21 protein-coding genes are annotated in these 22,287 nt (G+C 37.0%); 5 read left to right on the top strand and 16 right to left on the bottom strand.

What is annotated here, in order from left to right:
* The first annotated feature begins 9 nt into the window (after positions 1–9).
* The 4 genes from glyQ to OOL07_RS01330 are packed head-to-tail and all read left to right on the top strand — an operon-like array spanning position 10 to position 4,326.
* Positions 10–945 (top strand): glycine--tRNA ligase subunit alpha, encoded by a 936-nt coding sequence (gene glyQ, locus OOL07_RS01315; protein ID WP_264694419.1) that lies wholly within the window; start codon positions 10–12, stop codon positions 943–945.
* A 1-nt stretch (position 946) separates the two neighbouring features.
* Positions 947–3,022 carry a glycine--tRNA ligase subunit beta gene (gene glyS, locus OOL07_RS01320; protein ID WP_264694421.1) on the top strand — a complete coding sequence of 692 codons (2,076 nt, stop codon included), beginning with the start codon at positions 947–949 and terminating at the stop codon, positions 3,020–3,022.
* Positions 3,023–3,028: 6 nt separating this feature from the next.
* Positions 3,029–3,571 carry a D-glycero-beta-D-manno-heptose 1,7-bisphosphate 7-phosphatase gene (gene gmhB / locus OOL07_RS01325; RefSeq protein WP_264694423.1) on the top strand — a complete coding sequence of 181 codons (543 nt, stop codon included), beginning with the start codon at positions 3,029–3,031 and terminating at the stop codon, positions 3,569–3,571.
* A gap of 2 nt (positions 3,572–3,573) precedes the next feature.
* Positions 3,574–4,326, top strand: coding sequence for a lysophospholipid acyltransferase family protein (locus OOL07_RS01330; protein ID WP_264694425.1), 753 nt, complete (start codon positions 3,574–3,576; stop codon positions 4,324–4,326).
* Positions 4,327–4,363: 37 nt separating this feature from the next.
* Here OOL07_RS01330 and trxA read toward each other — a convergent pair whose 3' ends face one another.
* The 6 genes from trxA to OOL07_RS01360 form a co-directional block, all read right to left on the bottom strand.
* Positions 4,364–4,696 carry a thioredoxin TrxA gene (gene trxA / locus OOL07_RS01335; RefSeq protein ID WP_264694427.1) on the bottom strand — a complete coding sequence of 111 codons (333 nt, stop codon included), beginning with the start codon at positions 4,694–4,696 and terminating at the stop codon, positions 4,364–4,366.
* 273 nt (positions 4,697–4,969) lie between these two features.
* Complete coding sequence (locus OOL07_RS01340) at positions 4,970–5,791, bottom strand: DUF3466 family protein (protein WP_264694429.1); 822 nt, start codon at positions 5,789–5,791, stop codon at positions 4,970–4,972.
* 99 nt (positions 5,792–5,890) lie between these two features.
* Complete coding sequence (locus OOL07_RS01345; protein WP_264694431.1) at positions 5,891–6,238, bottom strand: hypothetical protein; 348 nt, start codon at positions 6,236–6,238, stop codon at positions 5,891–5,893.
* Between the two features lie 72 nt (positions 6,239–6,310).
* Entirely contained in the window at positions 6,311–7,027 is a 717-nt protein-coding gene (locus OOL07_RS01350; RefSeq protein ID WP_264694434.1) for an MDR/zinc-dependent alcohol dehydrogenase-like family protein, read from the bottom strand.
* A 1-nt stretch (position 7,028) separates the two neighbouring features.
* Positions 7,029–7,643 carry a hypothetical protein gene (locus OOL07_RS01355; protein ID WP_264694436.1) on the bottom strand — a complete coding sequence of 205 codons (615 nt, stop codon included), beginning with the start codon at positions 7,641–7,643 and terminating at the stop codon, positions 7,029–7,031.
* Between the two features lie 272 nt (positions 7,644–7,915).
* Entirely contained in the window at positions 7,916–8,707 is a 792-nt protein-coding gene (locus OOL07_RS01360; RefSeq protein ID WP_264694438.1) for a PA14 domain-containing protein, read from the bottom strand.
* A gap of 95 nt (positions 8,708–8,802) precedes the next feature.
* Between OOL07_RS01360 and OOL07_RS01365 the strand changes: the two genes are divergently transcribed.
* On the top strand, positions 8,803–9,726 hold the full coding sequence (locus OOL07_RS01365) for a LysR family transcriptional regulator (RefSeq protein ID WP_264694440.1): 924 nt from the start codon (positions 8,803–8,805) through the stop codon (positions 9,724–9,726).
* On the opposite strand, the gene mutL is transcribed toward OOL07_RS01365, so the two are convergent.
* The 10 genes from mutL to OOL07_RS01415 all read right to left on the bottom strand — a co-directional run bounded on the left by mutL (position 9,716) and on the right by OOL07_RS01415 (position 22,286).
* Entirely contained in the window at positions 9,716–11,413 is a 1,698-nt protein-coding gene (mutL, locus tag OOL07_RS01370) for a DNA mismatch repair endonuclease MutL (RefSeq protein WP_264694442.1), read from the bottom strand. The two genes, OOL07_RS01365 and mutL, sit on opposite strands and share 11 nt — an antisense overlap.
* Before the next feature lie 175 nt (positions 11,414–11,588).
* A complete protein-coding gene (locus tag OOL07_RS01375) occupies positions 11,589–12,527 on the bottom strand; it encodes a hypothetical protein (protein ID WP_264694443.1) in 939 nt (312 codons plus the stop codon).
* A 191-nt stretch (positions 12,528–12,718) separates the two neighbouring features.
* On the bottom strand, positions 12,719–15,697 hold the full coding sequence (locus OOL07_RS01380) for a type I restriction endonuclease subunit R (RefSeq protein ID WP_264694444.1): 2,979 nt from the start codon (positions 15,695–15,697) through the stop codon (positions 12,719–12,721).
* A gap of 59 nt (positions 15,698–15,756) precedes the next feature.
* Positions 15,757–16,176, bottom strand: coding sequence for a type II toxin-antitoxin system VapC family toxin (locus OOL07_RS01385; protein WP_264694445.1), 420 nt, complete (start codon positions 16,174–16,176; stop codon positions 15,757–15,759).
* Positions 16,160–16,393, bottom strand: a complete 234-nt coding sequence (locus tag OOL07_RS01390; RefSeq protein WP_264694446.1) for a hypothetical protein — start codon at positions 16,391–16,393, stop codon at positions 16,160–16,162. Before OOL07_RS01390 ends, OOL07_RS01385 begins: the two co-directional genes overlap by 17 nt.
* 76 nt (positions 16,394–16,469) lie before the next feature.
* On the bottom strand, positions 16,470–16,742 hold the full coding sequence (locus OOL07_RS01395; protein WP_264694447.1) for an endonuclease domain-containing protein: 273 nt from the start codon (positions 16,740–16,742) through the stop codon (positions 16,470–16,472).
* 316 nt (positions 16,743–17,058) lie between these two features.
* Entirely contained in the window at positions 17,059–18,243 is a 1,185-nt protein-coding gene (locus tag OOL07_RS01400) for a restriction endonuclease subunit S (protein WP_264694448.1), read from the bottom strand.
* On the bottom strand, positions 18,240–18,860 hold the full coding sequence (gene fic, locus OOL07_RS01405) for a protein adenylyltransferase Fic (protein WP_264694449.1): 621 nt from the start codon (positions 18,858–18,860) through the stop codon (positions 18,240–18,242). Before fic ends, OOL07_RS01400 begins: the two co-directional genes overlap by 4 nt.
* Entirely contained in the window at positions 18,857–20,404 is a 1,548-nt protein-coding gene (locus tag OOL07_RS01410) for a type I restriction-modification system subunit M (protein ID WP_264694450.1), read from the bottom strand. The genes fic and OOL07_RS01410 overlap by 4 nt, the downstream gene beginning before the upstream one ends.
* A gap of 97 nt (positions 20,405–20,501) precedes the next feature.
* Complete coding sequence (locus OOL07_RS01415; protein WP_264694451.1) at positions 20,502–22,286, bottom strand: WD40/YVTN/BNR-like repeat-containing protein; 1,785 nt, start codon at positions 22,284–22,286, stop codon at positions 20,502–20,504.
* Between the last annotated feature and the right edge of the window lies 1 nt (position 22,287).

Consider the following 22,287-nt stretch of genomic DNA (forward strand, 5'->3'; position numbering starts at 1 on the left):
GGAAATTTATTGGCTAATAGCACTTATCAACCTGATTTAGTGAAAACACCTACTACTTTTCAGGAGTTAATTTTTCGGTTACAGCAATATTGGGCCGATCAGGGTTGTGCAGTATTACAGCCCTATGATTTAGAAGTAGGTGCCGGCACTTTTCATCCAGGTACATTTTTACGAGCAATCGGTCCGGAACCTTGGCGATCTGCTTATGTTCAACCTTCACGTCGCCCCACGGATGGTCGCTATGGTAATAATCCTAATCGCCTCCAGCATTACTACCAATTTCAAGTCGTACTTAAACCCTCACCTCTTGAAATTCAAAATTTATATTTAGATTCATTGAATATGTTAGGTATTTCCCCCCTAATCCATGATATTCGCTTCGTTGAGGATAATTGGGAATCGCCAAGTCTTGGTGCTTGGGGGCTTGGCTGGGAAGTCTGGCTTAATGGTATGGAGGTTACTCAATTTACTTATTTTCAGCAAGTAGGTGGTCTAGGATGTAAACCAGTGACCGGAGAAATTACCTATGGCTTAGAGCGGATCGCCATGTATTTACAAAATATAAATAATGTTTACGATTTAATATGGTCGGATAGTCCTCAAGGACAGATCACCTATGGTGATGTGTTCCATCAAAATGAAGTTGAAATGTCCACCTATAATTTTGAACAGGCAAATACAGAATACTTATTTACATGGTTTGATCACTACGAATCTGAAAGCAAACGGCTTATTGAAGCTCAATTACCTCTACCTGCCTATGAGATGGTACTGAAGGCTTCTCATACCTTTAATCTTTTAGATTCTCGTCATGCCATTTCTGTGACAGAACGCCAGCGCTATATTTTCCGAGTTCGCACGCTTGCTTGTGCGGTAGCAGAATCATATTTTGCCCGAAGGGAATTTTTAGGATTTCCTATGCTGATAGAGAAAGGAGAGGGCTAACATGATTGAAGTTCGTGATCTTCTTGTAGAAATAGGAACAGAAGAATTACCCCCCAAGTCTTTACTTAAATTTTCAGAAGAACTTGCGAGTGCTTTAGGTAAAAAATTACAAGAAGCAAAATTATCCTATGAAGAGATAAAAAATTATGGATCCCCTAGGCGACTTGCAGTTCTAGTAAAGAATCTTGCAGTATCCCAACCTGATTGGATACTAGAGCGCCGAGGTCCTGTTTTGGCTGCTGCTTTTAAAAATAATCAACCTACTCCTGCTGCTCAAGGGTTTGCTCAAAGTTGCGGAGTAGCTGTGAATGATTTAGAGCAATTAAAAAATGAAAAAGGCACTTGGCTAATTTACCGAAAGTCGCAAAAAGGATCTGCAACCCAAGCGTTATTTCCTGAAATTATTGCTGAAAGCCTTAAAGCATTATCTATGCCAAAACCTATGTGTTGGGGCGATCTTGAAATAGAATTTATTCGACCTGTCCATTGGCTTGTGCTACTTTTTGGTAGCGAGGTTATCCCTACCACTTTGTTTAACATTACTGCAGATAAGAACACAAGGGGACATCGATTCCACAACCCTAAACCATTAGCACTACACTACCCTAGTGAATATGAGGACGTATTAGCATTTCAAGGTAAAGTCATTGCTGATTTTGCTAAACGGCGTGCAATGATTATCACTCAAGTTGAAGTAATAGCTCAATCCCTAAATGGAATCCCACTCATAGCAGAATCCCTATTAAATGAAGTTACTGCATTAGTGGAATGGCCTGTTGCTTTATGGGGAAAGTTTGATTCAACATTCCTCTCTTTACCAAGAGAAGCATTAATTGCCACTATGGAAGGCAATCAGAAATACTTTCCAGTGGAAGATAAAAATCATAATTTACTCCCTTACTTTATTACCGTAGCTAATATAGAGGGCCAAAATCCGGCTATGATAATTGCTGGTAATGAAAGGGTAATTCGCCCACGTCTTGCCGATGCAGATTTTTTCTATACTACCGATTGCAAAACCCCTTTAATCTCCCGTAGAGATCAACTTAAAAAAATTACTTTTCAAGAAAAATTAGGTAGTATTTTTGAAAAAACAGAGCGGATCTCTCACTTAGCTGCCACAATTACTCAGGAAACGAGTAGCAATGAAGATTGGGCAAAGCGATCTGGGCTGCTATCTAAATGTGATTTAGTTACCCAAATGGTAATGGAATTTCCTGAGTTACAAGGCACAATGGGTTATTATTATGCCCTTCATGATCGGGAACCTGAATCAGTAGCGATTGCACTAAAGGAGCAATACCTCCCTCGCTTTGCAGGAGATAATTTGCCTCAAACCCCGACTGGTTGTGCACTTAGTCTTGCTGATCGATTAGATAGCTTAATAGGATTTTTTGGGATTGATATATTACCTAGTGGTGATAAAGATCCTTATGGCTTGCGTCGTGCGGCACTAGGGATCATCCGAGTTATGATAGAAAATAAATTAAATCTAGATTTAATTTATTTGTTAAAAGTAAGTTACCAGTCCTATCAAGGAATTTTAATAAAAAATGAAACTACTGTAGATCAAATCTATGAGTATATTTTAGAACGTTTAAGAAGTTATTATTTAGATATAGGGTTTACTAATGATGTAATTGAATCGGTGTTAGTACTTAAGCTAAATAATTTACTCGACATTCACCAGCGACTTGAAGCAGTTACCCAGTTTGTTAAATTACCTGAAGCTCAAGCTCTGTCAGAAGCAAATAAACGGGTGAGAAATATATTGCGTAAAAGCGAAGAAGGAATTCCGAAACAAGTTGATTCTCAATGGCTGAAAGAGAAGGCTGAGCAGGATTTAGCACAACATATCTTTAACCTAGATCAGAGAATTACACCTCTATTAAAAAATAGAGAATATAGTCTAGCTTTACAGGAGCTAGCAAACTTACACCAGCCTATTAATCAATTTTTTGATAGTATTATGGTAATGGTAGAGGATTCCACACTGCGAATCAATCGCTTGGCACTACTTAACCAAATGCAGATTTTATTCTTAAAAATTGCAGATATTTCTCAATTACAAATTTAATTTATTATGGGGCTAATTATTTTAGATCGGGATGGGGTTATAAATAAGGATTCTGATAAATACATTAAATCCCCAGAGGAATGGATACCCATTCCGGGTAGTTTAGAGGCCATTGTACGGCTTAATCAAGCAGGTTATCGGGTAGTAATTATCACCAACCAATCTGGTATTGCTCGAGGACTCTTTGATATCTCTGATCTTTATCGCATTCATAATAAAATGTATCAACTCCTAACTCAAATGGGAGGAACTATTGAAGCTATTTTATTTTGCCCCCATCTTCCAGAAGAAAATTGCAGTTGTCGTAAACCTAAACCAGGTTTATTTCAAGACTTAAGCCAACGATTGCGTCTTCAATTAGTGGATTTACCAGCCATTGGCGATTCCATAAGGGATATTCAAGCAGCTCAAAGTGCAGGTGCAGCCCCTATTTTAGTACGTACTGGGAAAGGAAGCATCACCGAAAATAGTAAGGAATTACCTCAAGGTATTCCGTGCTACGATGATTTATCTTCTGCAGTTAGCAGTTTATTAGCAACTACCCCATAGTTATGCTGCTATCAAACCAGCCTTCTCAAAGTGAGCTATTTCTACGCTCATTAGTTTTTACAATTGGGCAAGCTATTTCTACTATCGTATTTGCTTTTGGAGGATTATGCTTAGCTCCTTTCTCTTTTACCCAGCGCTATGGTTTTCTCATTCAGTGGGGGCGAGTTAATTTTTGGTTATTAAAAAAAATATGCAACCTGGATTTTCGAGTACAAGGATTTGAACATATTCCTCTGGGTCCAGCTGTTGTTTTTTGTAAACATCAGTCTGCTTGGGAAACCATTGCTCTACAACGTATTTTTCCACCCCAGATTTGGGTACTTAGAAAAAGCTTGTTGTGGATCCCCTTTTTTGGCTGGGGATTAGCCTTACTTGATCCGATTGCCATTGACCGCAAAGCAGGCAGAAAAGCACTAAACCAAATTATAGAGCAAGGTAAACAACGGCTTGAAGCAGGTCGTTGGGTTGTGGTATTCCCAGAAGGCACTCGAATGCCACCGGGAGAGATGGGTAAATTTAAGGTTGGGGGAGCAAGCCTTGCCCAAGCAACAGGCTATCCAGTGATTCCCGTTGCTCATAATGCTGGGTATTTTTGGCCAAAAAGAGGATTTATTAAATACCCTGGGATTATTGATGTAATTATTGGCCCAATGATTGAAACTAAAGAGAAAACTGTAGATGAGATCAACCAAGCTGCTTATAGTTGGGTGGCAGAAACTATGAAATTAATTGATCCACCTAGTAATGATAGATAGTAAGTAATTAAATCACTTACTATCTATTTAAACTAATCTAAGATTCTTCTAAATGGCTATCTAACAGCTTAGCTAGCTCAGGTTTGGATAATAATCCCACCTTAGTAGCATCTACTTTCCCATTTTTAAACAGCATTAAGGTAGGAATACCTCGAATACCATATTTTGGCGGGGTAGCTGGGTTTTCATCAATATTTAATTTACAAATTTTGACCTTACCTGCATAGTCCTTAGCTATTTCTTCTAAAATAGGGGCAATCGCCTTACAAGGACCACACCACTCAGCCCAGTAATCTACAAGAGCAGGTAGGCTGGATTTAAGCACTTCTTGCTCAAAAGTAGAATCAGTTACCGCTACAATTTGACTCATTACAAATGCAACTCCGTTCAATTTAGAGATATTAGTTTTTTATTATACAGAAATTAAGGACAGTCTTGAATTTGATTAATTAACTGTTTCTTGATCTTCTATTAGGTGAGGTGCAAGCATTTCAATTCCTGCATTAAAATTTGCAAGATTACCTGTTTGAAAATTGCTAAGAGTAGGAAATTGGCTAATATTATGCTAAGAGTAGGAAATTGGCTAATATTATTAGGAATAATCCTTCCTTTTGTATCTATACTTTCTCTAAAAGTAGTGTTTCTACTTGTACATTCTGAAGAGGGTGCTGAAACTGGAACCAGCAGAAGACCTCCCCCCCGTAAGAATTTGCCCACTGTTATCAATACCTATGGCGCTGCCAATAACGTAATTACTTCCTCCTATAATAAAATCGTTTAAATCATAAATTTTTCCACCCTCACCGCTAACAAAGCCATGCTGGCTATAACCAAAAAAAGCTTGATTATCTGCAAACTGAAAGGATCCTACCACCTGCCCAGAATCACTGATTGCACTTGGGGTAATAAAACTATCAGGTCTAGAGGATGAAGTAAGTAGAGTAATTTCTGATTGAATGTTTCCAATAAAAGCAGATCCATTATTAAGGATGCCAATAATTTGTCCTTGGTTATTTAGACCAAAGATATGGGAAATATAGGTAGGCGTAGACAAAGATAGACTCTTTGCATCTAAAAGAACTAACTTGCTCTGATCGGAAGGATCAGTAATAAAGGCATGATATACTGATGCGATAGTTTCAAAGCTAGCGCTTGAATCAAGCTGTGAGAATTTCTCAGAATCAATATATACTCCTGCAATTTGCCCTTGATCATTAATTCTAACCATAAATGGTAAAGAGTAATTTTTTTCCAAAGGCAGAACAGTATTTAAGTCTTTGATACCATGGGAATCGCCAATGAATCCCTTTGGGTTACGGGTATTATCAGAGACACCATAGTTATAAAAACCTACTACTTGCCCTTGGTTATTCATATCTACTACTTGGCTATTAAATACAGATCCTTGAGGGGGTTGCGATCCATCAGCCTTTGTATTTTGAATATTCGGGGCGGGTATACCCATACTTTGAGGATCAGCTAACTGGTTTAAATCAACAAAAAAATTATTCCCCCCTATAAAAGCGTGATTTGTAGGGTAGTTTATATTAAAAAAAGAAGCGAGCTAAAAAGTCCCTGCAACTGAACCACTATTATTAATTGTTGTAAGGACATTAAAAAGTGCAGCTTCACCTTCCATGTTACTGCTGAGCGTAACTTTTATTTTTTTATTTGATCCCCACTGCAAAGCATTTAGGCTTTCAATTGTGCCATCTAAGTTACGAATCGTTGGAACTGGCGAGGGAAGCCTAGGGTCAGCGCCCACTTCTGCAATTAATCCATTATCACTCATGCTGGCAGCAATTTTCTCAGTACCTAAATCAATGACTTGATATTGAGCTGGGATCGCATAAACAGTAGTAGTCATTAATAAGGATAAAGTAACTACTCGAAATAGAAAGTAGAGTTTCATAGTGTGCTCTTTGTTATCATTCTTTGGGCAGGTTAGCCCAGAGATTTTTGTATGAATAAATTTGGATTAAATTTAAGGACAATTTTGAACTGGGTTTGTGGGGAGACTATTAGGAGTAACCCCTTGAGATTCCATAAGATGGGGTGCGAGTCTCTCAAGTCCTGCATTCAAATTGGCACGATTGCCTATTTGAGAGTTGCTGAGGGTAGGAAATTGATTAATATTATTAGGAATAATTCTTCCTTTCGTATCTATACTTGTTCTATTGCTAGGGTTTACAGATGTACACTCTGATCCTAAAGAGGTGGGAGTAAGTAAAAAATAGCCCATACTAGTAGAATCTGCATTGGTTGTGCTAACGACTATCTCACCTGATTCTGTAATGCCATAAGCTTCATTAATATGATCTCCACTTGGAATACCTGTAACTAAATCATTTAAATCATAGATTCCTTCCTGGGCATTGCCTACAAAGCCAAAAAATTCAGATCCTCCTACAATATTAGGATTTCTTCGGGCAAATTGTCCTATTATAATTCCCTGATTATTAATAGTATGAGGGTAAATACCTGATGCTCCAGAGGGTGTGCTAAGCCGAGTAGTAGTGCTAGATTGAAAATCAAACGTGGTAGTATAATACTGGCTTTGACTTTCTCCGTCATAGCTAAGACCGAGTATTTGCCCTTGATTATTAATATTAACTACATTCCAAATAATCGAAGGATCAAATGTAGTAAATTGCCCACTTTGAGGGTTAGCAATAAAAGAATAACCTTTATGTGTATTCAAATCAGTATAGCTGCCCCTCATCATTAATACTAAGATTATTTACGCTATAATTTCCCATAGGAAAAAGAGTTCCAATATCTGCCAGACCATTAATATCTCCCACAAATCCTTTATTCGTAGAGTTATAAACTCGATACCCATCGACAATATCACTAAGGAGCTGGGTATCAAAAAAACCAACTAGCTGTCCTTTATTATTAATAGCCAATGGGTTGCCATTACTAGGACCATCTGGGTTTTTTTCGCTAAGATCAATCAAAGTACCATTGGCTTCTCTTAGAAAAACATGGCTGACATAAATAGGAGCATGATCATCGGGTAATTGACCAGGAAGGTCTATGTCAAGAGGTACCATTCTTACCCCTGCAGTTACCCCACTATCATTAACCACGATAGGCTGTAATGGGCTGATATCATGTAAAGTCCCATCCAAGTCTCGAAGTAATACATTAGGATAAGACGAGGTACCTAAAAGTATTAAACCACTATTACTAACGGCATATATATAATTAATATCCTCCCCTAAAGGGACTATTTTATATTGAGGCGGTGCAGCTTGAATTGAAGAGATAATTAAAAAATATAATAGAATTATTTTATATATCGTAGATTTCATATAGTGCTCCATTTTGTTTTTGAGATTAAATATTTTTATTTTAAAGAGATAGAATAATCTTAAGTTTAGCTAGAGTTATAGCAAAAACCGATAGTATAAAAACTAATTAAGGTATTTTCAAAAATGCAAGACTCTAGCGAGGATTAAGCAGTGAGGTCAGAGAGGATAAAGATTAAATGAAAAAATTCATACTACTGGCTAGCAGTAACTAGCCAGTATGGTGATAGAGGTAATTACTCTGCAACGATGTCATTAAATACTAATTTGTTCTTTTAATAATAAGCACTAGTATGATTAGTACTAAAGTTTTTTCGAATAGGGAAAAAGCTAAAAATAATAAGTCCTGATCCTAATAACATGAACGTACCAGGATTAGGTGTTGGTGTCACTGTAATATTATTAGTGTTAATTCCAAAGTTTAATCCAGCTTGAGAAATGTTTATATCAGTATAAAAGACATCAAGCGTATGAGTACCAGCCCCAATCTCTGAGCTAATACAAGTACCAGGGGATAGTGCATGAATACCTCCAAGGTCGCATACTATGTTACCGTCAAGATATACAAATGCCATATCATCAGCACCAACTGTAAAAGAAATACTCTCTGATACCCCATCTGGTACAATCAGATCCCCAAACAATTTAGCAGCTTGAAACCCATTAAAATCACTATCTCCAGTTCCATTTGGAGGAAAAAAAGAGGTTTTATCAAAAGGCAATTCCACAACCCCTGATCCTGTCTGCGTAACATATTCATTAAAATCTGGAGCCCAATAGGTAATTTCCCCACTTGGGAGAAGATTAGACGGTCCGTTTAGAAGTGAGAAGCAATTAGAAGTACAACCAAACTCTGGTGTATTTAAAACCGGCAGGCCATGCTCCCCTAAGTGGGCTTGGACTTCATTATCCACAACACCAGAACTTAGATGGTTAGCATCAGGATCGTTTTTACTAATCGTATAATAATTAATGTTTAAAGATAAAGGGGCTGCTAACACAGCCACGGTGAATAAAAAGCTAGTGTAGATACAAAATTTAATTAAGAAAAAAGTTAGTGTTTTCATAACTAATCCTTTAAGGAGATGGTTTAATTTTTATTAAAGTACTCATAGCTTAAGATATTTTTCCTCAAAAACCATATTTTTAATATAAAAAATCTATGCACTTTACCTTTCGTCAGCTTAGTATCTTTGAATCGGTCGCTCGAAATTTAAGCTATACCCGAGCAGCAGAAGAGTTATTTTTAAGTCAACCTGCCGTTTCTATGCAGATAAGACAATTAGAAGATCATATTGGGTTAGAGCTATTCGAGCAGATCGGAAAAAAGGTTTTTCTCACCGAGGCAGGTAAAGAGCTATATCACTATAGTCAGAATATGTTTCGGGAACTCAATGAGGCAAAAGATATTCTATGGGAAATTAAGGGAGGTAATCAGGGAACCTTGACCATTGCGGTGGCTACTACCGCTACTTATTTTGCCCTCTACTTGTTAGGCTGTTTTCGTCAGCGATTCCCTAAAGCCAATATCAGCTTGGATGTGGCAAACCGGGAGAGCTTATTAAGACGCCTAGATGAAAACACGGTAGATATGGTGATAATGGGAAAACCTCCAGATAACGAAGAAATTATTGCAGAGCCTTTCATGGAAAATCCCCTAGTTGTAGTAGCTCCATCTCATCATCCACTAGCTAAAAAAAAGAAAATCCCTTTAGAATTTTTACTTAAAGAAACTTTCATTTTACGAGAGCGTGGATCGGGTACTCGCAGTGCAATGGAATTATTTTTCTCCAAACTAAATACTGCAATTCCTTCTTCTATTGAAATCAGCAACAATGAAGCCATTAAGCAAGCGGTACAGGCAGGTTTTGGGTTAGGCGTTGTTTCTCAACATACCTTAGAGAAAGAGCTTGCTTTAAAACGATTGATCATCTTGGATGTAGATTCTTTTCCCATTATGCGGCACTGGTATATAGTTCATCGGATAAACAAGCGATTTACTGCATTGCAGCAAACGTTTAAGGATTTAGTGATTCAAGAATCAAAGGAGTTAATTAATGGTACTACTTTTCAAATTAATCCTTAGCTAGAATAAACCAAGAATCTATTTCTCGTTTAGATATTGCTCGCCAAAACTTTATTTTTGGACTGGGATCTCGTTGAAAATAACTTACTAATTCCTGAAGAAAACTATCCATTTCTAGCTGCGAGAAAAATGAAAGATCAGAAAGTAGATTAGGAGTAATAGTATTTATAACTAAATCCTGCATTAAAGTTAGATTTAATTCTTCTTGGTTTTGCTGGATAAATTTAGGAAGTAGGGTAGCTAAAAATGCTTTAAAATCTAATCCTTTCATGATGCTTATAGCTTCCCTCAGGATAATTAAATCTTCTCCTAATCGGGATAAATCAAACCCTGCTTCAAATAAGCTATCTTTATTACTTTCTACCCATTCTGCCTGTTCAATAGATACTTTTAAAGTTAAGGGAAAAAGCAAAGGCTTTTTAGTAATATTTCCTTGAGCATATAACTCATATAGCTTTTTTTGTAGAAGATAGGTTTGAGCTAAAGGGATGTGAATAATGGTTAGCTCTGTTGGTTTTTCTACTAATAAGTAGCGTTTTAATATTATTTCTTTAGCTTGACCAAATAGGGAATCATCATTCTCAGATGGTAACGGCTGAAGCAAATAGATAGGTGCGTTATCTGCTACCTTATGATCAGTGGGGGGAATCCCATAAGATGGTGAAAAATATTTAAACTTCTTTGATGATTTTTCTTCCTTAAGAGCATCAGTAAGTATAGCTACTATAAAATTATGAATTTGCCAGCCTTGAGTAAGCCGTACTTCACTTTTAGTAGGATGGACATTTACATCTACTTGATCCGTAGGTAATTTTAAATAAAGCACATAAGCTGGAGTACAGCTTTGAGGAAGAATTTTGGCATAAGCTTGCCGTACTCCATGACCTAGCACCCTATCTTGAACCATACGTTGATTAACATAAAAATACTGCAATGTATTTTGTTTTCTAGAAAATTCAGGCCTACCTAACCAACCCCATAATCGTAATTCACCAATTTCTTCTTCAATGTAAATACTATTTTGAAAAAAGGATTGCCCGCAAACTTCAACGATTCGTTTTTCGTACTCTATAGAGTTCTTTCGAGAGGGAAGGTGATAGATGAGCTTTCCATTATGGTGGGCTTTAATGCCTACTTGGAAATCACTTAAAGCAAGTTGAGCTAAAATCTTTTTTAGTCGGAGAAATTCTGATTTTTCACTTCGTAGAAATTTACGCCGAGCTGGAAGATTATAGAATAAATTCCGCATCTCAACAGTGGTACCCACTGGATGAGCAATAGGTCGAATAGATTTATCGGTATCAATTTTCCAGCCATGATCTTCATTAGGAATACAAGAGCTTAAAGATAAATGAGAAACTGTATCAATGCTCGCAAGGGCTTCACCCCGAAATCCTAGGGTATGAATATCAAGTAAATCCTCTTCTTGAGTAATTTTACTCGTAGTTCTGGAAGCTAAAGCAAGTGGTAAATCCTCTGGATGAATCCCACAACCATCATCACGAACACGGATTAAATTAATTCCTCCTTCTTCGCAATCAATATAAATATGTCGAGCTTTAGCATCTAAAGCGTTTTCCACCAATTCTTTCAGTACGGAGGCCGGTCGCTCAATTACTTCCCCTGCAGCGAGCCGACTGGCTAGACTAGGTGAAAGGTATTGAATTCTTGGGGTGATGCTATCCATGATTATGGAAGCTAGCTGATTAAGGTAGAAGAATCAAGTAGTAGGGTATTTCAAAGAATGGAGATATATAAAATTCTACTAAAAAGTAGCAATGCGAATCAAAAATAGATTTAATATTTTTATTAAAATTTAATAATTTGTATACAATCCCAGACCTCTATCATCTAAGTAATAACTATTGATTCCCATTACTAAGTTTAGAAAGTAAATTACTAAATTGACCATTCGGGATGGCCGCTTGTATTTGGCTAGATAAGGCGTTAATTTGAGCCATCAAAACGCTTAATTGACTATGCGGCGTGCTCGTAAAGATATTATTGACTAGCGTAGTAAAACCAAGTTCATTACTTAAGTTAGTACCAATATCATACATACGGGTTGCAGCAAAGAAAGAAGCACTACTTAAAAAATCATCTGCATTAATAAATACAATAGGTGCTCCCTCAGGGCTTACAAAACCCACCATATGGTTAAGCCCATAGAGCTTTACTATAAAAAATCTACTGGTATTTCCACTACCACTGACACCGATATAAGTATTATTGCCTAAGGATAGAGAAGGGGCAGCGGCAAAACCAATAATATTGGATTTATTAATATCACCTCCCATAATCATAGCGGTATTAGTATTGGGATCGTTATATTCCTGGCTTAAAATAATAAAGCCACTGTTGTTAAATGAATTTGGTGGAGGTGATGAGCTGGCAACTGACCATATTCCGATGAGTGAATTTAAGTTATCCGTGCCATACTTAAAATTAAGCCGTTGAATACCGATATTATTGATAGATAGATTGCCATTATTGTCAATAGTATAAGTGTCTATCCCTTCAGGGATAGTGGTATTATCTGGGTTAGTTTTAACCATTTGGACAGTAGCAGTGCCCTGTTGAAATGAACTACTTCCACTGGTCCAAGTACTATCTACATTGAACTTAGATACAAATATCGTATTATTCTGAATTTCAATATTAATCCCCCTAAACGCATTGGTAGGCTGGTTAGCAACATAAAACCCATTTTCTGGAGCAAAAGGAGATAAAGAAGATGCAGCTTGGGTATAAATAGATAACCCCAGTAAAAAAATACTGATAAAAAATTTAGCTTTACTCATTTTTTATTTCTCTTATATTTTGTTTATAGAGGCATTTATTCTCTATTATTTTTGACACCATAAGAGTACTTTTCCTAAAAATGAGATGGTGCATTTTTATAAATATAATGGTTAGTAATATATCGTAATTTATTAGTTTTTATAACCTATTATTTTTGTTAAATATAATTAGGGCATTGAGTTATACATACTTAAACTCTGCCTCCAATTCCTCTAAATTTTTCAACAAATTCTGTTATTTTCTGAAAAACACTTTGTTTTTTGGCCAAGTATTGAGGGTTAAGAGGACTTATTTTAGGCAATATCTCATTGAGTTCTGTGCCATTCTCGCTTGCATATCCCCGTTTTAGAGAAGCATTAAGATAGTGCTTAGCAGCATCTATAGTTAATCCTTCAAAATCAATAAGAATTTCTGCCTCACGCTTTTGCTCGGCTTGAGCAAATGAGAAAAAAGCTTCAATAATACCTGCTTTATCTGAAATAGTTTCTAAATTAGTTTGATTGATAAAATCTATTAGTAAATCTTCTTTAGCACGATGACCTATACTGGTACGAATTAAACGGCGTGCCTCTTCGGTCAAAGTAGATTTATTTTGGGTTTTTTGATAATAATTAAAGAGCAGCTCTAAAATATAATCTAAATTAATTTCTTGAGATTTAAGTAACTCTACTTCAAATACCACATCATCCCAATCTATTGTTGATTTTGCTTGATCTTGGCTCGATTTTTCTCGATGTAACCAATCTCGAATATCATGATAAATTGAGCGATAATCTTGAATCATCCGATTCGAAGGCATCTTAACTGCTCGCATTTGAGCTAAATCGTCATCACTTAAATAATATTGGGCTTTAAATTCCTTTACAGCAGCCTGATTTGTTAAATCTAAATTTTGCAAGTCTTGCAAGGCGGCAAAACTATCATAGCTTTGCAGGACATTATCAACACGTAAACACTCCCCAAATAATTTTACAAACTCTTTTTTATCCTTTTCTATCGTGATTTCATCAGTCTGAGTATGGTTATCACCAAAAAGGGTAATTGCATCAATAGTGGATTGCTCTAAATCACGAAAAGTGATGATATTACCAAAAGTTTTGGTGGCATCATAAATACGGTTAGTGCGGGAATAGGCTTGAATTAACCCATGATAACGTAGGTTTTTATCTACAAACAAAGTGTTTAACGTGGGAGCATCAAATCCAGTTAAAAACATCCCTACCACAATTAGCAAATCAATTTCCTGATCTTTCACCCGCTTGGCTAAATCACGATAATAATTTTGAAACTCTGTGCTCTCCACACCATAATTAGTTTTAAACAATTTGTTGTAGTCATCAATGGCGCTCCCTAAAAATTCCTTAGCACTCCTCTTCATGGCAGTAGGTTCAAAACCTTCATCTACAATATCCCCAATAGCATCTTGGGATTCATTAGGGGCAAAGGAGAAAATAGTCGCAATTTTTAAGGGACGAGCATGTTCTTTTTGTAACTGATACAGGGTTTCATAGTAACTTTTTGCCGCATCTACACTACTAACAGCAAACAGAGCATTAAATCCTTTACCTCTAGCGTTTAGGCGATGAGTTTTTTGCTGAAAGTTATTTAAAATATACCGTGAGATCTCTTTAATCCTTTCAGGATGGAGTAGGGCTTCTTTATTTTCTGCACCACTGAGTTTTTTCTCATCTTGCTCCTGTTCTATTGCCTTAAATTTTGGCCGCACATCGTTATAATCTACTTTAAATTTCAATACCTTTTCATCTCGAATCGCATCGGTAATCACATAGGCATGCAGTCGATGACCAAACACGCTTTCAGTAGTTTCTGCTCCTAAAGCGTTTTCAGGAAAAATAGGGGTACCAGTAAAACCAAACTGATAATATTTTTTAAACTTTCGCCTTAGATTTTTTTGTGCCTCACCAAACCGACTTCGATGGGCTTCATCAAAAATAAAAACCACATGGCGTTGATAAATAGGCAGATCCTTTTCTGCCTTCATCAAGTTATTAAGCTTTTGGATCGTGGTAACAATAATTTTATTATCATCTCTCTCTAAGTTACGTTTTAACCCAGCAGTATTTTCAGAGCCATTGACACTATCGGGGGAAAATCGCTGATATTCTTTCATAGTTTGGTAATCTAGATCTTTTCGATCCACCACAAAAAACACCTTATCAATAAAATCCAACTCAGTTGCTAGCCGTGCTACTTTAAAGCTGGTTAAGGTTTTACCTGATCCGGTGGTATGCCAGATATAACCACCGCCTTGGGAGGAATGCCAATACTTTCCTTCATAGGCACTTTTGATTTTCCATAAAATCCTCTCAGTCGCTGCAATCTGATAAGGACGCATAATCAGCAAAGTATTATTTACATCAAATACACAATAACGAATCAACACATTAAGCAGGACATTTTTTTCAAAAAAAGTCCCTGTGAAATCCTTTAAATCCTTAATTAAACTGTTATCTGCTGTTGCCCAGTGCATGGTAAAATCATAGCTATTTTTATCTCTCTGGGTAGTATTGGCAAAATAGCGAGTATCCGTACCATTAGAGATCACAAAGATTTGTAGATACTTAAAGAGGGAATTTTCCCCATTTAAGCTTTCGTTACGATAGCGATGAATTTGATTAAGTGCCTCTCGAAGGGCTACCCCACGTTTTTTCAGCTCCACCTGAACTAGAGGCAAGCCATTGATAAGAATAGTGACATCATAGCGATTGGTATAACTGCCCGTTTGGATAAATTGGCGAATCACTTGCACTTTATTACGAGTAATCTGCTTTTTATCTAACAAATAGATATTTTGAATATGCCCATCATCAAACACAAAATCATAAATATAATCCTCATGAATTTTGCGGGTTTTCTCAACCAGCGTATCATTGGGTCTATTTAAATATTCTGAAACAAAACGTTCCCATTCTTTGTCAGTAAATTGGATTTGGTTTAAATTTTGAATCTGTACCCGTACATTGGCAAGCAATTGCTCTGGGGTGGTTATATCAGATAAATATTCATAACCTTGATTTTTTAAATCTTGAATTAGCTCATTTTCTAAGTGATATTCCGATTGATATGCTTCACTTACTCGAGCTAGTTTTTGGTACTTTTCCAGAATAATAAAGTGCTTAGATTCAGCGATGGTTTTATAGGTATTCATGGTTTTTTATTGAGGTGAAACATGCCTAAAAGGGGCAGTTTGTTTTTGGAAAGTAGAAATTATTTAGGTTTTAAAATTTCTACTGAGGCTAATTTTTTGAGATTCAATAATTTTTTATCATTTGTCATGAATTTACTGCAAGACTCTCTTATTGCACTGTGCAGAATGATTAAATCTTCAAGATCATCAAACCTATGTTTAAAAAAATACTGCTGGGCAATTAAGAAATCACTATGCACTAGATAAATTGGAATAACCTCTTTACAAAGCTGGTTAATTGCTTCAATCACTAAGGCAGATTTTATTTTTTTCTTCTGAGTAAGAACATAATAAAAGGTGGTAATGAAATCCCCTGAAAAATAAAAATCCAACGTATCTTCATTTTTATTCTCCATGTACCATTTAATAGATGATGGTGCGTTTTGACGGCTATTATCAAGTAAATCTAAGCAAATATTGGTATCAAGAAATATCTTCATGATGTATTTTTTTCATTTGCTTAAATTCCATATCTCCGACTTGATTATTTAATAGCCCGATAAATCCCCCGGTACGCTGAGTGGCAATTTTTTCAACCTGATCCAAAATAGATGCGTCTTTGGAAATTGCTTTAAAGTACAGATTGATTACTTCAGTAAAGCTCACCTGTTTTTGTTTTAAAACCCCTTCAGCATTTTTAACAGCCTCAGCATCCAATGCAAAATTTTTTCTTACAGTTAAGCGAGTCGTATTTTAATATGTATCAAATGAATATGTATTATTTTAATACATATTAAAAGCTAAATGCCTTTTTTGTAGATGGTCGAATTTGTTGCTGAATGCGGTAATAAACACCCTCCATATTATTCATGATTTCATCATTGTTAAATCGAAGAGTAAGGATACCCAATGACTCTAGATAGTGATTTCTCGTTTTATCATAAACTTGGGCAGTTTCTGAAAAATGGTTTTCCCCATCTACTTCTATGGCTAACTTCAGCTCCGGACAATAAAAATCAATAATGTAATGAGCAATGCCGTATTGTCTGCGAAACTTTACTCCCATCTATTTATTCCGTAGTACTTGCCATATGCGTTTTTCTGGCTCGGTTGGGTTACGGCGTAATGTTTGGCGACGTTCTTTATACTGTAGTTTATTGAAAATCTTATTCATGGTTTTTTACCCCACCCTAACCCTCCCCTCACTTAAGGGGAGGGAATAGGATTGTTAGTGAAACGTAGAATATAATCTACCCTTTCATTAAGCGAGTAATACTTTTATTAATCCCTCTTCCTATCTAAGGGGAGTATGTTTTATTCAGTTCCTCCCCCTATTCAGAGGTAGTTATATTTTATTAATCCCTCCCCCTGCTAGGGGGAGGTTAGGTGGGGGTAGGAAAACTGAGCAGCACATCTCGATAATATTCATATTGTTGTTGGCGTAGTTTAATTTCCCGAGGTAAGCCTTCAGTAATAGAATGGGTGAGGGTATCAAATTGATCTAAAATGGCAACAATTCTAGCTTGCTCGGAGAGAGAAGGGAGGGGGATTTTTATACTATTCAAATTTTGTTGATTTAATTTTGGTTGTGCTGCTCCAGAAATATATGGCGCTAAATCAATACTATTGAGATAAATTTCGACAAAGCGGCGTTCTGCATAAGTCTCAAATTCTAAAACGTGTACATGGTTATTAACCCAGCTTTTTCCACTAATACTAAAAGCAATAGGTGTTTTTCTAACTACTAGATTAGCTCCATCTTCAGAAATTAATAAATAATCTCCATCAAAAATGTAATTATCTACATAATCTATAACGCCTGATGCGCCACAATATGGTATTTCACCAGCTTTTCTTAATCCGTTTGTTATAGGTTGCCGCATTGAATCTAAGTTCTTCGCTATCTCCCCCAGCGTTTTCCATTCAAATCCTATTTTAGCTAGTTCCTGCTCGCTTAATAATAAATCTCGATAATATTGGTACTGCTTTTGCCGTGCGTTGCGTTCTGCGGTGAGTTCTGTAGTGAGTTCTGTAAAAGTATCTAAGATATGGACAATTTCATTTTGAATATCAAGGGGAGGGAGGGGTATTATTATTTTTGCTAAATCCCCTGTTGATAAATCTATAACCTTTGTACCTTTAGTAAATTTAATTTTTTTCTTATAAAAATCATTAATTTGCGTCCAGTAGGCAAAATATTTTCCTAATATACTTTGTTTTGGTTTTAATATAGTAGCGTGACCTCCAGTAACTGCCTGTTCTTTACCTAGATAAACTAATGACTTACCAACATCTTCAAGATTCTCGCTTGTATTTGTAATAATTACATCTCCATAGTTTACTTTTCTAAGCTTTAAAGCTGTTTCATGGGTTACAAACGAAATTGTTTTTTCTGTTGATAACCCATAGTAAGTATAAATTTGCCCATAATGGATTGCAGGTATGCCACTTTCGGAGAAAACATTTTTAGGTAATCCATGCCCTCGAATTAATTCACTGATCTCTCCCAAAGCTTTCCACTCCACCGAGCTATTTTTAATCCGTTCTAATAAGGTAGCTGGAATCATAGCTCCTCTGTTTTAAAGCTGTGATAGCCTTCATAGTAATAGCTCACATCAATCCCTTTCATAAATAAAGTCCGATCATTGATTTTGTCTGTGAGCACTTGTTTGAGAAGAAATTTAATTTCAATATCTTTAATGGGGCTACGTTCCATGGCTAACAGATAATCAGTTTTATCCACCAGATTCCAATCAATCACTTGCTTGATTTCTGCCTTTAGCATTAAATCAAGCCAAATACGGCTGGCTCTTCCATTGCCTTCTCGAAAAGGATGTGCCACATTCATTTCCACATATTTTTCAATAATTTCCTCAAAATTACTTTGGGGCATGGTATCAATATGTTTTAGGGATTGGGATAAATACATCACAGGGGCAAAGCGAAAGTGACCTTTAGCTAGGTTTACTTCTCTAATTTTTCCAGCAAAATCATAAATATCACTAAATAAGTAGGCATGGATAAAGGCTAGTCCTGCAAAGGTGCCTATTTCTGCTTTGTGCATATCCCCAGAGTCAAAGAGCTGTTTGGCTTTTTGTTTACTGATTTTCTCTTCAACCCTTGCTAATTCTGCTTGATCCGTGATGTTTAATTTGTTTTCTAAAGTAAGGGGTCGTTTTTTCATACCCCGGTGCCTTCAATTTCTGCCACAATGTTGTCAATCTCACTGCGTAATTGGCTAATTTTAGCCACAGTTGTTTTTAATTCTTTGTTGACTTGGGTAATATCAATCACTTCTCGAGTATCTTGTGCTTCCACATAGGAATTGACGGCAAGATTATAATCATTCTGTGCAATGATGCTGTTCTCTACTGTGCTGGCAAAGTGATTAATAGGTTCCTTACTTGCAAACACTTCCATAATTTTTTGGATATGTTCATCGGTCAGCACATTATTATTGGTCTCTTTTTTAAAGAGTTTGCTGGCATCAATAAATTGAGTTTTATGATCGGTTTTGCATTTGGAAAGTACCAGAATATTTACCGCAATACTGGTGCCATAAAACAAGTTTGGCGCAAGGGCAATGATGGTTTCAATGGTGTTATGATCTACCAAATATTGGCGGATTTTTTGCTCTGCACCGCTTCGATAAAAAATACCAGGAAAACAGACAATCACCGCTCGCCCTTTGTTGGAAAGATAATGTAAGGCATGGAGCACAAAGGCAAAATCGGCTTTTGATTTAGGAGCAAGCACCCCAGCAGGGGCAAAACGATCATCATTAATCAAAGTGGGATCATCGCTACCAATCCATTTGAGGGAGTAGGGAGGATTGGAGACAATGGCATCAAAAGGTTTTTGTTCTCTAAATTGGGGATTGGTTAAAGTATTACCTAGGGCAATATTGAATTTATCGTAATTGATATTGTGCAAAAACAGATTCATTCGAGCCAGATTATAGGTGGTGTGGTTAATTTCTTGCCCAAAAAATCCCTCTTCAATATGGGTAGGGAATTGCTTTTGCACTTGTAACAATAAAGAGCCAGATCCAGCAGCCGGATCATAAATTTTATTGAGGGTAGTTTGGTTATCTATTGCTAATTGAGCGATGAGTTTAGACACATTTTGGGGGGTAAAAAACTCGCCGCCGGATTTACCTGCACTGGCAGCATAGTTGGAAATTAAATATTCATAAGAATCCCCAAAGAGATCAATTTGATTCTGGTGAAATTTACCAAAATCTAATTTTGCTATTCCCCGAATAACATCAGCTAAACGCTTGTTTTTATCTGTAACTGTATTGCCTAAGCGATTACTGGTAGTATCAAAATCAGCAAATAACCCTTTAATGGTCAGTTCAGATGGATAGCTATGGGCAGAGCTTTCAATGGCTTTGAAGATATGGGCTAAATCCGTATTTAAGCACTCATTTTCACTCGCACGATTGGCAACATTTTCAAAGAGCTGGTTCGGATAAATAAAAAAGCCTTTGGTTTTAACGGCATCATCTTTAATTGCTGGAGTAATCACCTCATCAGTTATCTGAGCATAATGAATAGTTTCATCCCCCGCTTCCATGTAATCCGCAAAGTGTTCGCTAATAAAACGATAAAATAGGGTACCCAGTACATATTGCTTAAAATCCCATCCATCTACCGAACCTCGCACATCATTGGCAATTTGCCAAATTTGCCGTTGTAAAGCTGCTCGCTGTTGGGTACTGGTCATGGATAGGATTCCTGTAAATTTTTAATTTTAATTATTCAAAAAATAAGGGGCTATAAAAACCCCTTAATATAACTTAGAAAGTATTAATATTAATTCCCTAAGAAGTGCCAGCCCCACAAAAAGCGATACCGGCATCGATCCAACCCTCATTAAATAGGGGCTCAAGTACTGAACGATCAGTGACATAACGAAAACCAGACTCTTTGCCTTGAGCAGGACCATTATTATAGGCATGGTATATTGGAGTATAAGAATCAGGACAAGCCTGAGTTCCATCAGTGATTTGAGCAGGAATAGCCATAAAGGGATACTTCTCAAAATTCCACCGAGGCACATTATCTGGCGTTTGGGCTTGCGTATCTAACAACTGATTACATTCAGCAGGAGAAATCGTCCAATAATGACTATTAGGTCCGGGATTGAGGGATCCATAAAACTGACACACATAAGCACCCACACTACTACCTAAGATACTCCACGCAGTAAAGCTCTGTCCGGTAGGTGCCCAACCAGCACCTGCAACCCCTGATGCCCCCATCGCTTCTGGATCGGTGGTCATAAAGTATTGATCAATATTGGAGTTATAAAATTCAGTAACCGTTACCGTATGTGCCTGATCGAAAGTAGTCTCTGTATTGCTGGCATCTATCGCATCAATACGAAATGCACGAGCTGTAGTAGGTAATCCTTCAGGTACTGCCTGCCCCAATCCAAAACAATCCAGATCAGCACAAGTAAAATAGCCGGCAGCACTCACGGCAACCAGTAACCCATGGGCATTGGTCACACTATGAGGAATATTTAATAATCCTTGGTTCATTCCTTGCCAATCGCCTAAAGGATCAGTACCAATCATGACGCCAGTATCGGTCCCTGCTACCATCATAGGTTTTAATGGGGGATTTTGCGAGACAAAAGCAAGTCCATGAACGGGTTGGGTTAAGGTGGTAGGCTGCCAAGAGATGCCCCGATCTAGGCTTTGGTATAAACCTTGGTTGGACAGGGCGTAGGCAGTTTGAGGGTTATTGGGATCTAATACCACTCGTACGGTTTTTTCGGGAAAGCTACCATTGTCTACCGGAGTCCAAGTGGCTCCTAGGTCGGTGGATTCCCAAAGTAGCGAAGGATAATTTTTTATTTCTTTATAGCGTTTATCCACAATCGCCCATAGTCCGGTATTTTCTGGATTCAGAGATAAATTGTAGCAATTGCCACCAATGGGGAAATTCGCTTTTTCTCCTTGTTCATTGACATAGCTGGTAGGTGTCTTTTTCCAAGTCTGCCCTTCATCAGTGCTGGAATAAATACGTTGATCACCCACAAACATCAATGTAAAAAGGGTGGTGTCTCTAAGTCGTAACAGAGGACCGCTAAATACAAAGTTACCGGTATCAATAGAGGCTGGATTTGATATGTCAATCTGAGGATCATAATTGACCGCATCAATGAATTCTCCTGAAGGAGAATAGTGTATAACTTGATAAAATCCTAGTGCAAGGATATCTCCGTTTTGACTTTCAATAGCACCGTAATCAGATAGCTGAGAAAAAGGGTAAGGATTCCCAGTAGTGGGTTGCTGGATAGGGATTAACATATCGGCAACAACATTAGGAGGATGGATTGAAAATAGCCCTTGAGGACGAAAGAAACCATTTCCCATATTTTCTGTAGAGTACTGTAGCCAAGTATTTTGAGTACCTATAAAGGGTACTATAGCTGGGTTTAATAGATCTGATAAAATTCCCGTAAAAAGATTCGGATAAATACAGGAGTCTTGTTCAGGGCATAACAAGTGCCATTGAGATGCTTGGCTAGTGGGTACAGAAAATAAACTACCAAATATAATGCTTAAGGCTAGGATAAATTTATTAGGTTTAATCATG

The organism is Candidatus Nitrosacidococcus sp. I8, assembly GCF_945836005.1.
In the GTDB taxonomy this organism is placed as follows: Bacteria; Pseudomonadota; Gammaproteobacteria; order Nitrosococcales; family Nitrosococcaceae; genus Nitrosacidococcus.

Bases quoted from the DNA above. Each gene is read 5' to 3' on its own strand.
- glyS (WP_264694421.1), top strand. From the start codon at position 947: ATGATTGAAGTTCGTGATCTTCTTGTAGAAATAGGAACAGAAGAATTA.
- OOL07_RS01415 (WP_264694451.1), bottom strand. From the start codon at position 22,286: ATGATTAAACCTAATAAATTTATCCTAGCCTTAAGCATTATATTTGGT.
- gmhB (WP_264694423.1), top strand. From the start codon at position 3,029: ATGGGGCTAATTATTTTAGATCGGGATGGGGTTATAAATAAGGATTCT.
- OOL07_RS01360 (WP_264694438.1), bottom strand. From the start codon at position 8,707: ATGAAAACACTAACTTTTTTCTTAATTAAATTTTGTATCTACACTAGC.
- mutL (WP_264694442.1), bottom strand. From the start codon at position 11,413: ATGGATAGCATCACCCCAAGAATTCAATACCTTTCACCTAGTCTAGCC.
- fic (WP_264694449.1), bottom strand. From the start codon at position 18,860: ATGAAAAAACGACCCCTTACTTTAGAAAACAAATTAAACATCACGGAT.
- OOL07_RS01345 (WP_264694431.1), bottom strand. From the start codon at position 6,238: ATGAAACTCTACTTTCTATTTCGAGTAGTTACTTTATCCTTATTAATG.
- OOL07_RS01385 (WP_264694445.1), bottom strand. From the start codon at position 16,176: ATGAAGATATTTCTTGATACCAATATTTGCTTAGATTTACTTGATAAT.
- OOL07_RS01340 (WP_264694429.1), bottom strand. From the start codon at position 5,791: ATGGGTATACCCGCCCCGAATATTCAAAATACAAAGGCTGATGGATCG.
- OOL07_RS01400 (WP_264694448.1), bottom strand. From the start codon at position 18,243: ATGATTCCAGCTACCTTATTAGAACGGATTAAAAATAGCTCGGTGGAG.
- OOL07_RS01395 (WP_264694447.1), bottom strand. From the start codon at position 16,742: ATGGGAGTAAAGTTTCGCAGACAATACGGCATTGCTCATTACATTATT.
- OOL07_RS01380 (WP_264694444.1), bottom strand. From the start codon at position 15,697: ATGAATACCTATAAAACCATCGCTGAATCTAAGCACTTTATTATTCTG.
- trxA (WP_264694427.1), bottom strand. From the start codon at position 4,696: ATGAGTCAAATTGTAGCGGTAACTGATTCTACTTTTGAGCAAGAAGTG.
- OOL07_RS01375 (WP_264694443.1), bottom strand. From the start codon at position 12,527: ATGAGTAAAGCTAAATTTTTTATCAGTATTTTTTTACTGGGGTTATCT.
- OOL07_RS01365 (WP_264694440.1), top strand. From the start codon at position 8,803: ATGCACTTTACCTTTCGTCAGCTTAGTATCTTTGAATCGGTCGCTCGA.
- OOL07_RS01330 (WP_264694425.1), top strand. From the start codon at position 3,574: ATGCTGCTATCAAACCAGCCTTCTCAAAGTGAGCTATTTCTACGCTCA.
- OOL07_RS01355 (WP_264694436.1), bottom strand. From the start codon at position 7,643: ATGAAATCTACGATATATAAAATAATTCTATTATATTTTTTAATTATC.
- OOL07_RS01410 (WP_264694450.1), bottom strand. From the start codon at position 20,404: ATGACCAGTACCCAACAGCGAGCAGCTTTACAACGGCAAATTTGGCAA.